The following is a 13852-nucleotide window of genomic DNA, read 5'->3' as shown; positions in this document are numbered from 1 at the left end:
GCTTCATCGCAAGTGGCTGAAAGTAATCAGACCATTTTGAATCGGACACTTAGACTGGCACAATCCCGCGTCTTTTGGGCCGCATTCGATAGAATGGGCGCAAACCGGACAATCCCGCCTTGAGGCTCATTCTTCGCGCGCAGCCCCAACCGGCGTCTGCTGGTGCGCAAGGCGCAGCCACCTACCATCGTCGTTCAGGTAGGTCGAGGTGCAGAGTGCCTCGTAGATCGGCTCGTCGCTCCTTTCGGCGGAAGCGCGATAGGCCAATACGGCAATGTCGTTTTGGAGGGAGAGGTACCGCTCGCTCATCACGACAGAACGCCACCGCTGGGCGACGTCTTTTTCCCGCCAAAGCGCATCGCCTTGAAGAATACCGGCAGGAAAGGGCAAGACGAAAACGGCGCCTTTTGCCGAGGCGTGACGCGCACTGTCGGCGCCTTGTGTCCAAAAGCGTTCTTCCAGATCCCAGAGGATATCATCAGCAGTCATTCAAGGCTCCTTTCAAGATTTGCGGTTGTGCTGGGTGATGGCTGTTTTGCGCAAGGGCACATCTTATTTGCCTTGGGCCAGCATGGCGATCCAGCCAACAAATAGGGCTGCGGCAATGATCCAGTAGAATGGGGATCTCTGCGGCCGCAGCGCAAGCTTGGCCAAAGTGCCGTCCCGGGGCGAGCTGCCCGTCGTGGCCCGGCTCGGCAGCAGGGCAAGAAGACCCGAGACAATCCTGCTCTGATCCGAAACAGGTGTCGGGACGTCATGGAAACGTGTCATCAGCGCCTCCAACCTTTGCTGTGCCGCCATTACGGGCAATCTGGAAAGCTCCGATGCTTCACTCCATGGGTCGACGCCGAGTCGGGCGAGCATCGACAGAACGGTGACGCTGCTTCCGCGTCGATCTTCACCCAAGGGCGCGTAAAGAAACGGCTCGAATTGCGGGTCTTGTCCAAGTTGCGTCGGGGCGTATGCCATTGTGGGATCCTTTCTGGCGCCGTTTGCATGAGCCGAACTGGTCGATGTCATGGCGCCGATAGACCCAAAACGGGCGGGTGCCAAACCTTCGGTAACGACCAACATGATGCTAGCCGCGCCCCTTTGTGCTAACCCAGATCAATAGAAGGCTACGATAGCCCCGTAGCGCTCACCTTGCGCCGCGCGCCGATGCCGTGCCGGTCCCCCCAATTCGATGATTTCGGCTGTGATCGCTTCCTGTCGCACCTGGCGCAGCGTCGCCTCGAATTCGCCCAACTCGCGCGTGATCTGGCTGCCTGCGGCGGACATGGCCTCCATTCTTGCCGCGTTCTCTGCGGCAAAGGCATGCAGTGCTGCCTTGCACACCAGAGCATGAAGATAGTCCCCGCTGAGACTATTGATCAGGGCGTCCGTTGGAAGCTGAGTCAGCCCACGAGATTCGCAGCATCGTCGAGATGTTGCCCGGTAAACGCGATTTCACCAGAGCGGCGGCATGGATCGCCGGCATTCGGGTAACCGGTTCCGAAGAGCGCGAGCTGCGGCGGTGGCGCATTGCTCGACCCCGGTGGGCTCTGGACGTTGACCTCCAGACATGCGGTCAGCAGGCAGTGTGCTGGAAGGACGGTAAGGGATATTGTGGCGGAACGCACGAGAACCTCCCCTGAAATCGCGGGAATGGCGCCGAACCCCTGCCTGCCCTGCGAAATCGCATGGCGATCGACCGGCAAAACGGAGGTTCGCGCTCATTGAAGGATCACCCAACCTGCGATACAAATTATTTGACGACAGAATAATTTACTCTTTCAAATTAACAAAACCACGCTAAAAATTTCAAGCGGAACTTATTTGTAGATATGTAATAAATGGGTGCTCCCATATGTGCATGACGTGTTGCGAAGCGATCGAAACGGGCGTTGCAGCAATCGATTGCTGTCTGTGCGGTGCCCCACAGACCCAAGCCGCATTTGCAAGGATCGAAGCTGACATCTCAAGGCGCCAGTTTCTGGGCGGCACCGCTGCCGTGATCGGCATGTTCGCGGGCTTCGGGCTGGCCCCACGCGAGTTGCGCGCGCAAACGCCTGGTCGCCCCACGCTCCTAACCAACCTGCGCTTCTTCGACGGCACAACCCTTGCGATGCAGACCGGCCGTGACATCCTGATCGAGGGCGGCCGCATCACGGGCCTGCCTGCGACTGGGACAGGCCCCGAGGATGCCGAAATCATCGACTGCGGCGGGCGCTCGGTGACACCGGGGCTGATCGATTGCCACTGGCACACGACACTGGTCAGCGTGAGCCAGATCGCGGCGCTGACGCAGGATATCGCGCTTATCCATCTCGTCGCCGGACAGGAAGCGGGCGCAACGCTGATGCGCGGCTTCACCACGGTGCGCGACACGGGCGGGCCGGCCTTCGGGCTCAAGATGGCCATTGATCGTAGTGTGGTCAGCGGGCCACGGATCTTCCCGTCGGGGGCGATGGTCTCGCAGACGTCGGGGCATGGCGATTTCCGGCTGCTCAACACCCTGCCACGGATGCCGGGCGATGCACCGGACTACACCGAAAGCACGGGCGTCGCCGCAATCGCCGACGGCCGCGACGAGGTGCTGCGCCGCACCCGCGAACAGCTCATGAAGGGCGCGACGCAGATCAAGATCATGGCGGGGGGCGGTGTTGCGTCGCCCTACGATCCGCTCGAGACGGCGCAGTTCACCCTAGATGAAATGCGCGCGGCGGTCGAGGCGGCCGAGGACTACGGCACCTACGTCTGCGCCCACGTCTACACGCCCACCGGCATCCTGCGCTGCATCGAGGCGGGGGTCCGTTCGATCGAGCACGGGCATCTCGCCGACGCGGCGACGATCCGCGCAATGGCGGAAGCCGACCTGTGGTGGAGCATTCAGCCCTTCCTCGCCGATGATGACGCGAACCAGTACACCGATCCCCGAAGCATCGCCAAGCAGGACCAAGTCTCGCGCGGCACGGTGCAAGCCTTCGAAATAGGCCGGGCCGAGGGCGTTAACATGGCCTTCGGCACAGACATCCTGATGAACCCCGGCGCATCGCAAAGCCAGGGCCGGCAATTGGCAAAGTTGACGCGCTTCATGCCGCCCTTGGAGGCGCTCCGCATGGCCACCGGCAATGCCGGCGAGCTGCTCGCGCTATCCGGCCAGCGCGATCCCTACCAGGGCCGTCTCGGTGTTATCGCCGAAGGCGCTCATGCCGACATTCTGGTCTGGGACGGCGACCCGGAAACCAATCTCGATTTTATCGACGACCCGTCGACCAATCTCCGCCTTGTCATGAAGGGCGGGCGCGTGTTCAAGGAAACCCTTTGATGGTTTGCAAGTCCCTATCATCGGTTGCCCGCGCGCTGGTCGCCGCCGCCTTTCTTACCGCGCCCGCGGTTACACAGGCGCAGGACTGGACCGGGCAGGTTACGCTTTGCGGCTGGGGCGCGGCGGTCGGTGGCGACTTCACCCCGTTCGCCGGCGCACCGACCCTGTCCTTCGACAAGTCATTGTCCGAAGTTCTCGAGCATCTCGACGTCGCCCTTTTTGCGACGACGCCCGCGCGGCGTGGAGACTTCGTCGTAACATACACGTCCTCGTCGCGCGGTGGCCTGACGCTGCTTGGGCCGGCCTCGGGTGAGGTGACAATGGCCTCGCTTACGCTTGCCGCCGTCACAGCCAACTATCAGGCGACCGATAACCTGTTCCTCTCCTTCGAGATATCGCCACTTCTACCTCGATTACCAGGATGGCGGCACGGTCTTCGAGGGCGCCATGAGCGGCCCGTTGATCGGTCCGACCTGGCAGTTGTGGTTCGGCCCTTGGATGCGAACAGCACCGTGCCAGTGAACTTGTTTTGGCATCATGCATTTGAAAGGACAGTGACATGCTACGTTTGACAACTCGTCTCGCGACCTGCGCGGCAGCCCTTCTGATGGCTGTCGCCCCTGTGGCCGAGGCCTGCACGCGCGCGGTGTATCTCGGGCCCGAGGATCGCGTTCTCACGGGCCGCAGCATGGACTGGAAGCTTCCCATGGCCAGCAACCTCTGGGTGTTCCCGCGCGGCATGGAGCGTGACGGGGTGGCCGGCGATCGCTCGGTCACCTGGACGGCGCGCTATGGCAGCCTCGCCATGACGGGCTACGACATTGCAACGGCAGATGGCATGAACGAAGCTGGCCTCAATGTGAACCTTCTGTGGGAGGTCGAAGCGACCTATCCCGAAGACGACGGTGTCACGCCGACGATCTCGCTGTCTGTCTTTCCGCAATACCTGCTCGATCGCTATGCGACCGTGGCCGAAGCGGTGAACGATCTGCGCGAAAACCCGGTTCTCGTGCAGGGCGGTGAGGTGCCGATCGGCCCGCCGGGCCGCGCCGCGACCGTGCATGTATCGATGTCGGATGCCACCGGCGACAGCGCCATCATCGAATTCGTCGATGGCGAAATGGTGATCTGGCACGACCGCAGCTATCAGGTGATGACGAACGAGCCGACCTTCGACCGACAACTTGCCATCCGCGAATACTGGGAGGGCGTGAACCCGCGCGAATTCATGCCCGGGACGGTCCGTGCGACGGACCGTTTCGTGCGCGCCAGTTTCTACATCAACGCCGTGGAACAAACTGCCGATCCCCGCCGGGCCGCCGCCGCCGTGTTCAGCGTGATCCGCCAGACATCGGTGCCCTGGGGCATATCCATCGCCGATCAGCCCAACCTGTCAACGACGCGCTGGCGCATCGTGGCAGACCAGACGGATCGGCGCTATTATGTCGAGTCGATCATTTCCCCCAGCGTGTTCTGGGTCGACCTGGATAAACTCGATTTCGCCGCTGGGACAGGGGTTATGAAACTCGACCTCGGGGTCGATATTGAACGTGTGCTGTCTGGCGAAGCGTCCGCCAGCTTTGAGCTGTCCGAGCCCTTCGCCTTCCAGCAAGCCGACCAAGGTAACTGACGCGATGTCCCGCACACAAGGCGCCACGCCGCTCTGGACAGTGCTGGCCCCGCTCGCGGCGCTCGCCTTCATCGCCTTGGAAATGCTGGTGCTGTCCGAAGCACTGGCGTCGTTGCTGATGATACCCGCCGCGGCGCTTCTCTTCGCCTCGGTCTTCGCGGCAGTGCATCACGCCGAGACGATCGCGCACCGTGTCGGACAACCCTTCGGATCCATCATTCTGGCCTTGGCCGTCACCGTGATCGAGGTGTCGCTGATCGTCTCTCTGCTGCTTTCGGCGCCTGAAGGTGAAAGCACGGTGGCCCGTGACACGGTTTTCTCGGCAATCATGATCGTGCTGAACGGCATCGTCGGGCTGTGCCTTCTCATTGGAGGGGTGAAATACCATCGGCAGACGGTGCAGGTGCACAGCGCGACGGCCGCGCTTGGCGTGCTTGGCACGCTAGCGGTCCTCGCGCTCGTGCTTCCGAATTACACCAAAGCTGTGCCCGGTCCGCTCTATGCCCCCGCCCAGCTGGTCTTCGTCGCCGTGGTTTCGCTGGCACTCTATGGTTTCTTTCTGCATGCGCAGACCGTTCGCCATCGTGACGACTTTCACGACAAGGCCGATGACAGCGCATCGCATGACCCGGTGTCGCGTCGCGCCTTTCTCGCCGGAATCGCGCTTCTGCCCGTAGCACTTCTGTCGGTGGTGCTGCTGGCCGAAACCCTTGCCGTTCCGGTCGAACACGCCATCGACGCCGCCGGATTGCCGGTGGCCCTTGTTGGCGTGGCGATCGCGCTCGTCGTGCTGATGCCCGAGGGCGTCGCGTCGATCCGGGCCGCAAGGGCCAATCGGCTTCAGACCAGCATCAATCTTGCACTGGGATCGGCGCTGGCATCCTTGTGCCTGACCATTCCCACGGTTGCCCTGATCTCGCTCGCGCTGGGTCAGGACCTTGTGCTTGGGCTGGAAGCAGAGCACATTGTCCTTCTGCTGCTGAGCCTGTTCATGGCCACCGTTTCGCTTGCCACGGGGCGGACGACGTCGCTGCAGGGCGGCATTCATCTTGTGATCTTTGGCGCGTTTCTGACCCTGTCGGCGGTGCCATGAGCAGGGCGGGCATCGCCCCGTTCGATGCTGCGCTTCAGTCGCGCCCCAAGTGTGTTCTGCACATAGACATATTTCTTGGCATGTGTTCAAATATATGAAACCTGCGGAGATGCCGATAAAGCGGAATGAATTGACCTTAGGGGCCCTCGCGGGGCTTCTTCGGTCCTTCCCCGTTCATGCACAGCAGGAAGAGCCCTACGTCGCAGCCCATGGCGCCACGGTGCCGACGACCTAGACCAGCGTCGGTGAGGATCAGAAACTGCATCTGGATCTGTGGCCCGACCAGGCCTTCCATCTGGTTCGAACGACCGGCGGGGACGCGGCCGAACCGTTGTTCGTCACGCTCGAGGCGACAATCGCTGGCCGTCCGCAGATGGAGGGCCCGGATCGCCTGTCGGTTATGGTCGACGCCTTCCAGGCAACCTGGCCCGGCGAAACCTGCGCCCGGGCCGGCGCCGCGCCGCTCCTGACAGGCACGGTCTGGCGAATCCGAACGATCCAAGGAGTATCCCTGCCATGGTTGCCTCCGGCAAACGAGCCCTTCCTGACATTGGACACTGAGGCCGCGCGCTTCTACGCATCCGTGGGCTGCAACGCGTTGCTCGGTGCTGTTCTTGCGGTTGAACGTGGCGTGCTTTCCGTCGGTCTTGCGGCCAGCACCATGATGGCCTTTCCTGATGAACTGGCGGCTCAAGCAGCGGCACTGGCCGCAGCGCTGGAAGAGACGGCAGGCTACCGCATCGGCGGACGGTCCCTGCGGCTTCAAGACGCGGAGGGTGCCACGTTGGCGGAGTTGGAGGCCGTGTATCTACCTTGACCCTTGAGTAACCGGTCTCGAGAAACCGGCAAGGGCTGCCGGGATGATGTGCTGGGTGCTTGCCCATGGTATGAGGGTATCAATGTCGCGGGCGATGTGGCCGTTGGCCAGTTTAGTGAACAGGTCGCGCAGATAGGCATAGGGTTCGATGCCGTTCATCTTGCCGAGAAAACTCTACTTCTGCCGCCCCTTAATTTTGGGGGGGATTACCCCCCAACCGTAATGTCGCATGGATTAACCCGGTTAATTAAAAACGCATTCTGACACGACCGAAAGCCGCCTGCGTCATCCCAGGGGCGCTAGCGGGTTTTCTATCATGTAACGCACCGAGATATGTTTTGCTGCGGCACCAAGTGCGCGTGCGGTACCGCCAAAGCTGCCGCACAGGATTTCAGGGCGAAAAATTCCCTGTAAATCGAGGTTGTCAAGCTGGCGATCGACTTCTTTGCAAAGCCTTGTGCGGACAGTTTCGGGGAATGGCCCGTCGATGACGACATGCGCAAAGTCAATGACCGCAGCGGTCGAAATGATCGCATGGGCAAGGCTAAGGCTCGCGCGGCTGATCCATCGGGTCAGAACGGGTTCTAGAGTATTCCAGTCCCCTTCAGGAAACATGGTCGGGTCCACATGCTGCCCGCTTGCGTCCAGCATGCGGTTCAGCGCCATCAGTGATGCGTGATCAATCAGCCGGTTGCCACCAGGTTGGTCTGGCACCCGAATGGGACCAAAGCCGCCGGCATTGCCATGACACCCCGTGAACACGCTACCGTTCAAAACGATGCCACCACCAATGAAGGTGCCGACAAAAAAATAGATACTGTCAGGGCGATCAGCCAATTTGCCAAATGTCCATTCGGCACGGCACGCGGCAGTGGCGTCGTTTTCAACAAGAATCGGCCCGGGCAAGACATCGGGCAGATCGGCCTGCGCATCAAAGTTGCGCCAAGCCTGCATGTCTTGGGCGGATGCGTCAAATTCATCGACCCAGAGCCACAGACCCGTGGGCATGGCGATGCCGGATCCTGAAATCTGGGATCGTTTGACGCCGGCTGACCGCAGTAAAGCGGGCATTTCGGCCTTGATGAAGGCGCGTACGCTGACCGGAGTAGGATAGGCATGCGCGCGTGCGCGATGCGCACGGACCGCACCGCAAAAATCGACGACCACCAGTTCAAAGCTGCGGCGCCCGATCTTCAACCCGATATAATAGCGCGCGTCGGGATTAAGCCGGAGCGGCACAGAGGGTTGCCCGATCCGTCCGCGAAGCGGATCACCGCGCAACAGCAGATTGTCCTTTTCCAGCGACTTGAAGATCATTGAAACAGCGTTTGGCGAAAGCTGTATCGCGCGCGTTGCCTCCGCTTTGGTCAGTGTGCCATTTTTACGGATCAGGTGCAGGACCAGACGTTCGTTATGGTCTCTGACTTTTGTCTGGTTGGACCCCGTCATCGACATGGGCGAAGGCGCGGTGGAGTGGGGAGCATCCATCCCGTTTTCTCCTGTTTCGTTCTTGACCACCGGCCAGCCTGGCTGCAGCGGTTTCATTTATTCTAATGCTACCAACAGGCTTATGTGGTGACTTATTACTTCATTCAAAAGTTATTATTGACACGTTTTGCCATGCGATGGTAGCGATAGTCAAGTTTATTGCGCCTTTTGGGGAGGGGCGCTCGCTAACTTTGTGGTTTTGCTGGGGCAGTTTGCGGGTGAAGCTACACGTCGCATGCCGTTAAAGACTGAGGCGAGACGGCAAAGCGCAAAACGAAAAGGGGGGGTGATGCAAGACCGGGATGAACACGCCATTTTGAAGCGGATAGATGCAGTCCGTCAACCGGGGAGGCGGATGCTGGTGGCCATTGCGGGCGCGCCGGGTTCGGGCAAATCGACCCTCGCGGAGACATTGGTTGCGGCGATTAGGTCGCGCGATGGAGACAGCGCTGCCGCCTTGCTGCCCATGGACGGGTTTCATCTTGATAACCCCGAACTCGCGGCAAAAGGTCTTTTGTCGGTCAAAGGTGCGCCCGAAACATTTGATGTTGCGGGATTTGTGTCGCTGGTGCGCAGGGTGCGTGGCAATGAAGGTGCGCTGCGCTATCCCCTGTTTGACAGGGCGCAAGACAGGACGCTACCGGACGCCGGATTTTTGGGCGCTGACACGCAGGTTGTCGTGTTCGAAGGCAATTACCTGTTGTTGCAGGATGCCGCCTGGGCAGACCTTGGGCCGATGTTTGATGTCACGGTTATGCTGTCGGTACCGGAGGCTGTTCTGCGGCAGCGGCTGGTTGAGCGATGGTTGCGTTATGGTCTTGCCCCGTCCGAGGCTGAGGCGAGGGCCGAGGGAAACGACATAAGAAATGCGCGCACCGTGATTGCAAAAAGTGCGCGCGCTGATCTGACCTTGGGGGCCACAATGTCGGAACCGGCAGGGTCGCGCCCCGCATGACCGATGCAGTAAACGTCTAGGGAAGGAATATCCGTGTCCGGTGTCAGCATCCAGAAAGTCGAAAAATCGTTTGGCAACGTCCGTGTCATCCATGGCATTGACATCGAAATTGACGATGGTGCCTTTGTGGTTCTGGTCGGCCCGTCGGGCTGTGGGAAATCTACTCTTTTGCGGCTGATCGCAGGGCTAGAGGACGTAACGGGCGGGTCCATTCGTATTGGTGGTCAAGAGGTCAACGACATGGCCCCCAAAGACCGCGACATCGCGATGGTATTCCAGAATTACGGGCTTTATCCACATATGACGGTGGCGCAGAATATGGGCTTTGCGCTGAAGCTTGCAGGGGTAAACAAAGCCGAAATCGCGGGTCGTGTAGATAATGCCGCCGATATTTTGAACCTGACAGAATTGTTGGAACGGTATCCACGTCAGTTGTCAGGCGGCCAGCGCCAGCGCGTTGCCATGGGCCGTGCCATTGTGCGTAACCCGCAGGTGTTTTTGTTTGATGAACCGCTTTCGAACCTTGACGCCAAACTGCGGGTGCAGATGCGCGCCGAGATCAAGCAGTTGCATCAACGGCTGAAGGTCACGACCGTCTATGTCACCCATGACCAGATCGAAGCGATGACCATGGCGGATATCATTGTCGTGATGCATGACGGCGTGGTCAAACAGGCTGGCGCGCCGCTGCAATTATATGACCGCCCCGAGAACCTGTTTGTTGCAAGCTTTATCGGGTCGCCCTCGATGAACTTTCTGGATGCAACTTTCACGGGCGGGGAACTGGTTTTTACCGATGGGCAAAGACTGGCTGCCCCCGATGGCGTGACCTTGACTGCAGGTCAGCAGGTCCGCGTGGGGTTGCGCCCGGAAGATATGATCGTGGCAGATGCAGGGTTGACCGCGCAAGTCGCTATCGTCGAGCCGACCGGAGCGGAAATTCTTGTTGGTGCCCGCCTGGGGGACGCGCCGTTTACCATCGTGTTGCGAGAGCGGCATGATTTCGTCCCCGATCAGATGGTCACGGTGGCGCCCATGCCGGGGCGCATTCACCTGTTTGACCCCAAGACCGAGACGCGGCTGAACTGAACGCCGCCAGCAATTCTTTCAATGGAGGAGAAGATATCGATGAACAGATTAGTCAAAAATGGCCTGTTTGCCGGGGCGATGGCCCTTGGTATGAGTCTATCAACAATTGCATCCGCACAGGATGTTACAATCCGTTGGGCCCTGCATCCGGGCGCAGAAGCGGATGCCGTTATCAATTATTTTGCGCCCAAATATGAAGAAGAAACCGGAATAAAGGTGATCGGGGAAATCCTGCCGCCCAACCAGTTGCGCGATCAAATGTCGATCGAGGCGATCGGCGGCACCGGACGGTGGGATCTGGGCTATCACAGCCCTGGCTGGTTTGGCACATTCGCCGATCACGTCGTCGATCTGACGCCATTTATCGCGCAATACGGCTTTGACGTTGACGCCTATCCTGAACTGGTGGTGAACAGCCACATGAAATCTGATGCGCGCCCCGGTGAAATCATCGCCTTGCCCACAACGCCGGCCGCACCGATGCTGATTGTGCGTAGTGACTGGTTTGCACACCCAGACGAACAGGCAGCGTTTCAGGCGGCCTATGGGCGCGCGCTGGAAACGCCAGCGACATGGGCTGAATTGCGCGAGGTGGCGGAATTTTTTACCCGTAACGCGGGCGAAATGCTGGCGGGCGAAACATTGGACCAACCGGTCTATGGCTGGGCCGATGCGTTGGGGGCCGGTGCAGGCATCACACGCAGCTTTATTGTGGTGCTGTATTCGACCGGTGTGTCCGGTTGGGATGAAAACTTTACACCCGATATCGACAATCCGATCGTGATCGAGGCCGCAGAGTACTTTGTGGATCTGGCACAAACCGCTGCCCCGCGCGAAGCCCAGAACTGGGGGTTTCTTGAAGGTCTGGAGATGTTCCGCGATGGACGCCTGGCAACCGCAACCATGTGGCCACAAGGTGTCGGCACTGTAGAGGCGGAAGGTGGCCATGCCGCTGGCAACACAGGCTACAGCCCGCTACCTCTCTGGGAAGGAAATATTGCCGGCTATACCCAGGGCACGCCCTTCTTGGGTGGGGGCGGTGTGTTTGTCTTTGACACGCCAAATTCCGAGGAAGCCTTCAAATTTCTCCAGTGGATGCTGCAAGACAATGAAATCGAATGGGGGCGCCAGTCTGAACAGTTTTCGCGCGCCGGGCATTTTAACAGTGACGAATTGCGCAACCTGCGGCCCTACTACCCTGCTTTCCTGCCAGCCTATGAACAGGTTCTTGAATCGGTATTCATCCGGCAGGGGATTCCTGAATATGGGTCCGTCATGTGGAACGGCACCACTGATTTCATCACTGACATCTTTTCAGGTGATTTGACAGCACAGCAGGCGCAAACGCGCTGGGTCGCGGGCATGACGGATGCTTTCCGTCGCGCAGGCTATATCGAGTGACAGGCCATGCCCGGGCGGCTTGCGCTACCCGGGCATCCTGATCCAAGGGGACGCGACCAATGGCACAACGACGTGACAAGTTTACACGCGGCTGGTGGTTCATTCTGCCGGGGTTGATTCTGATGGTGGCCGTGGTTGGCACACCGCTTGTGCTGGGCTTCAGCTATAGCCTTCAGGATGTTTTTCTTTATGCCTTCGATAAAAAGACATTTGTCGGTTTGGACAATTACCGTCGGGCCTTTGCGGACCCGCTTTATGTTAACGCCTTGCGGATCACGGCGATCTTTACCCTTGGTTGTCTGGTCCTGTCCGTAGGCTTTGGAATCCTGATCGCGTTTTTGTTGAATGCACGGCAGGTGCGGCTGCGACCCATCTGGCTGGCGTTGTTCCTGATTCCCTTTGTGATGACGCCTATCGTCGGCGGGATCGCGTGGAAATTTTTCATCTGGCATCAGGATACAGGCGTGATCAACATGATCTCTGCCGCGTTTGGCGGGCCCAAACCCTATTGGTTGCTGGACCGCGAAACGGCGCTGTTGGCCGCGACAATTTCGAATTCATGGCACCTGATCCCGCTGGCGGTGCTGGTGTTCTATGCCGCGCTGACGACCATTCCCGATGAACTGCATGAAGCAGGCAGGGTTGATGGTGCAGGCCCGTTCCAATCGTTGTGGTATATCGTCCTGCCGATGCTACGGCCGCATATCCTGTTTGTCTCGATTATTATCATCACATCGGCTTTTCGCGAGTTTGATATGATTTGGGCGCTGACCGGCGGCGGACCAGGGCGATCGACGACCGTGCTATCGATCTTTGCCTACAACCGCGGGATCGCCAATCAGGACATGGGCATGGCCAATACGATCGCCTTTACCATGTTCATCATCATGTCGGTGGTGGCGTGGCTTTACATCACGATTTACCGCAGAACGGGGGGGCAAGACACATGATTTCCGCAGGGTTGAAAAAACGTGGCGCGGTCTGGATCGTGCATGGTTTGCTGTCGGTCTGGCTGATCATATCGCTTTTGCCGCCGGTGATGTTGTTGGCGGCCAGCCTGAACAGTACGGCCCTGTTTCGCAGCCCGTTGGATTTGTTGCTTTTGCGTGATTTCACGTTCGATAACTTTACCCAGGCGTTTACCCGGGGGGATTTCTGGTTTTTCTTCACGAACTCTGCGATCATTTCGGGGTCTGCTGTCGTGATCACTTTGGTGGTCTGTGTGCCGCTGGCCTATGGCCTGACCAAGATTTCCGGGCGTGCGCGGTCGGCGGTCTCATTCGGCGTTCTGGCGATGCGGTTCATTCCCTATGTGGTGCTGGCGCTGCCGATGTTTCTGATCTTTGTCAATCTGGGCCTGTCGGGTTCGCGGACAGGGTTGCTGCTGGCGCATCTGTCGATCCATATCCCCTTTGCCACTTGGATGCTGGTGGGCTTTTTTGACACTGTGCCGCATGAACTGGAAGAAGCGGGCATTGTCGATGGTTGCAACCCATGGCATTTGTTCTGGAACGTATCGCTGCCAGTCGTGCGGTCGGGGGTTATCGCGCTTGCGATTCTGGTGTTTATCATCTCATGGAATGAATATCTGTTTGCCCTGTTCCTTGCGGGTAGCAACGCGCAACCCCTGACTGTTGGCATTACACGGTTTTTGGGCGGGGCCGAAGCGGGGGCGGAATACGGGATTATCGCCGCCTATGCCGTGTTGGTGATTGCGCCAGTCATTCTGTTTGCACTGACCGCCAACCGCTTTATTGTTAGCGGGATGACGGCTGGCGCGGTCAAGGGATGATGTAAAACGCGGCTGGGCTGTCAGGCTTTGGAAACGGGGGGTGCTTTCGTGCCTTGGCGGGTGGTGCGACATGCGCGATAACGGCGATGTTGCCGGTGAAAACCCCGTATGACGGATATTGGGTGCGACTGTAATGGATGGGTCGCGGCAGATGGTGCCAAGAGCCTTGCGGCATCAAGCGTGGCCCGCGTGCGCAGCGCGATGTGCTATCTGAAACGCCACGTTCATGCACCGCGCGTTGCAATGTTCGCCTGTGCCCTGACGACACCAAGAACAGAAC

At 59.4% G+C, this 13852-nt stretch carries 15 protein-coding genes and 1 pseudogene; 10 read left to right on the top strand and 6 right to left on the bottom strand.

All coding sequences use genetic code 11. The annotated features are described in order from the left end of the window. Window positions 1-126 precede the first annotated feature (126 nt). From IBX59_RS13830 to IBX59_RS13820, 3 genes are all read right to left on the bottom strand, one after another. Window positions 127-489, bottom strand: coding sequence for a hypothetical protein (locus IBX59_RS13830; protein ID WP_296376568.1), 363 nt, complete (start codon window positions 487-489; stop codon window positions 127-129). A 63-nt stretch (window positions 490-552) separates the two neighbouring features. Then, on the bottom strand, window positions 553-969 hold the full coding sequence (locus IBX59_RS13825; protein WP_296376566.1) for a hypothetical protein: 417 nt from the start codon (window positions 967-969) through the stop codon (window positions 553-555). A 138-nt stretch (window positions 970-1107) separates the two neighbouring features. After that, window positions 1108-1371, bottom strand: coding sequence for a F0F1 ATP synthase subunit gamma (locus IBX59_RS13820; RefSeq protein ID WP_296376570.1), 264 nt, complete (start codon window positions 1369-1371; stop codon window positions 1108-1110). 475 nt (window positions 1372-1846) lie between these two features. Here IBX59_RS13820 and IBX59_RS13815 point away from each other — a divergent pair, with 475 nt between their 5' ends. From IBX59_RS13815 to IBX59_RS13795, 5 genes are all read left to right on the top strand, one after another. Continuing rightward, on the top strand, window positions 1847-3307 hold the full coding sequence (locus IBX59_RS13815) for an amidohydrolase family protein (RefSeq protein ID WP_296376564.1): 1461 nt from the start codon (window positions 1847-1849) through the stop codon (window positions 3305-3307). Further along, the gene (locus tag IBX59_RS13810; RefSeq protein WP_296376563.1) at window positions 3307-3879 is read left to right on the top strand and encodes a hypothetical protein; all 573 of its coding nucleotides are present in this window, start codon (window positions 3307-3309) and stop codon (window positions 3877-3879) included. The genes IBX59_RS13815 and IBX59_RS13810 overlap by 1 nt, the downstream gene beginning before the upstream one ends. Next, the gene (locus IBX59_RS13805) at window positions 3867-4937 is read left to right on the top strand and encodes a linear amide C-N hydrolase (protein WP_296376561.1); all 1071 of its coding nucleotides are present in this window, start codon (window positions 3867-3869) and stop codon (window positions 4935-4937) included. The genes IBX59_RS13810 and IBX59_RS13805 overlap by 13 nt, the downstream gene beginning before the upstream one ends. A gap of 4 nt (window positions 4938-4941) precedes the next feature. Beyond that, window positions 4942-6030, top strand: a complete 1089-nt coding sequence (locus IBX59_RS13800; RefSeq protein ID WP_296376558.1) for a calcium:proton antiporter — start codon at window positions 4942-4944, stop codon at window positions 6028-6030. 331 nt (window positions 6031-6361) lie between these two features. After that, complete coding sequence (locus IBX59_RS13795) at window positions 6362-6847, top strand: META domain-containing protein (RefSeq protein WP_296376556.1); 486 nt, start codon at window positions 6362-6364, stop codon at window positions 6845-6847. Here IBX59_RS13795 and IBX59_RS13790 read toward each other — a convergent pair. Together IBX59_RS13790 and IBX59_RS13785 are read right to left on the bottom strand one after the other, a co-directional pair. Continuing rightward, a pseudogene (locus IBX59_RS13790) lies at window positions 6839-7021 on the bottom strand (transposase domain-containing protein); the annotation flags it as partial. The gene IBX59_RS13795 and the pseudogene IBX59_RS13790 sit on opposite strands and share 9 nt — an antisense overlap. A 111-nt stretch (window positions 7022-7132) precedes the next feature. Further along, window positions 7133-8392 carry an ROK family transcriptional regulator gene (locus tag IBX59_RS13785; RefSeq protein ID WP_296376553.1) on the bottom strand — a complete coding sequence of 420 codons (1260 nt, stop codon included), beginning with the start codon at window positions 8390-8392 and terminating at the stop codon, window positions 7133-7135. 232 nt (window positions 8393-8624) lie between these two features. On the opposite strand from IBX59_RS13785, the gene IBX59_RS13780 reads away from it, so the two are divergent. From IBX59_RS13780 to IBX59_RS13760, 5 genes are read left to right on the top strand one after another with little or no spacing between them, the layout of a single operon-like run. Then, on the top strand, window positions 8625-9290 hold the full coding sequence (locus IBX59_RS13780) for a uridine kinase (protein ID WP_296376551.1): 666 nt from the start codon (window positions 8625-8627) through the stop codon (window positions 9288-9290). 33 nt (window positions 9291-9323) lie between these two features. Continuing rightward, the gene (locus IBX59_RS13775; RefSeq protein ID WP_296376549.1) at window positions 9324-10379 is read left to right on the top strand and encodes an ABC transporter ATP-binding protein; all 1056 of its coding nucleotides are present in this window, start codon (window positions 9324-9326) and stop codon (window positions 10377-10379) included. 39 nt (window positions 10380-10418) lie between these two features. Continuing rightward, a complete protein-coding gene (locus tag IBX59_RS13770; RefSeq protein ID WP_296376547.1) occupies window positions 10419-11780 on the top strand; it encodes an extracellular solute-binding protein in 1362 nt (453 codons plus the stop codon). Window positions 11781-11839: 59 nt separating this feature from the next. Beyond that, a complete protein-coding gene (locus tag IBX59_RS13765; protein WP_296376546.1) occupies window positions 11840-12730 on the top strand; it encodes a carbohydrate ABC transporter permease in 891 nt (296 codons plus the stop codon). Continuing rightward, a complete protein-coding gene (locus IBX59_RS13760) occupies window positions 12727-13572 on the top strand; it encodes a carbohydrate ABC transporter permease (protein ID WP_296376544.1) in 846 nt (281 codons plus the stop codon). Before IBX59_RS13765 ends, IBX59_RS13760 begins: the two co-directional genes overlap by 4 nt. On the opposite strand, the gene IBX59_RS13755 is transcribed toward IBX59_RS13760, so the two are convergent. Continuing rightward, on the bottom strand, window positions 13562-13852 hold a 291-nt coding region (locus IBX59_RS13755; protein WP_296376542.1), incomplete at its 5' end, for a hypothetical protein. The genes IBX59_RS13760 and IBX59_RS13755 overlap by 11 nt on opposite strands.

Source organism: Yoonia sp. (genome assembly GCF_014859355.1).
Lineage (GTDB): Bacteria > Pseudomonadota > Alphaproteobacteria > Rhodobacterales > Rhodobacteraceae > Yoonia.
The sequence above is the reverse complement of the archived record's forward strand: the minus strand, read 5'-3'. Positions and strand labels throughout refer to the sequence as shown.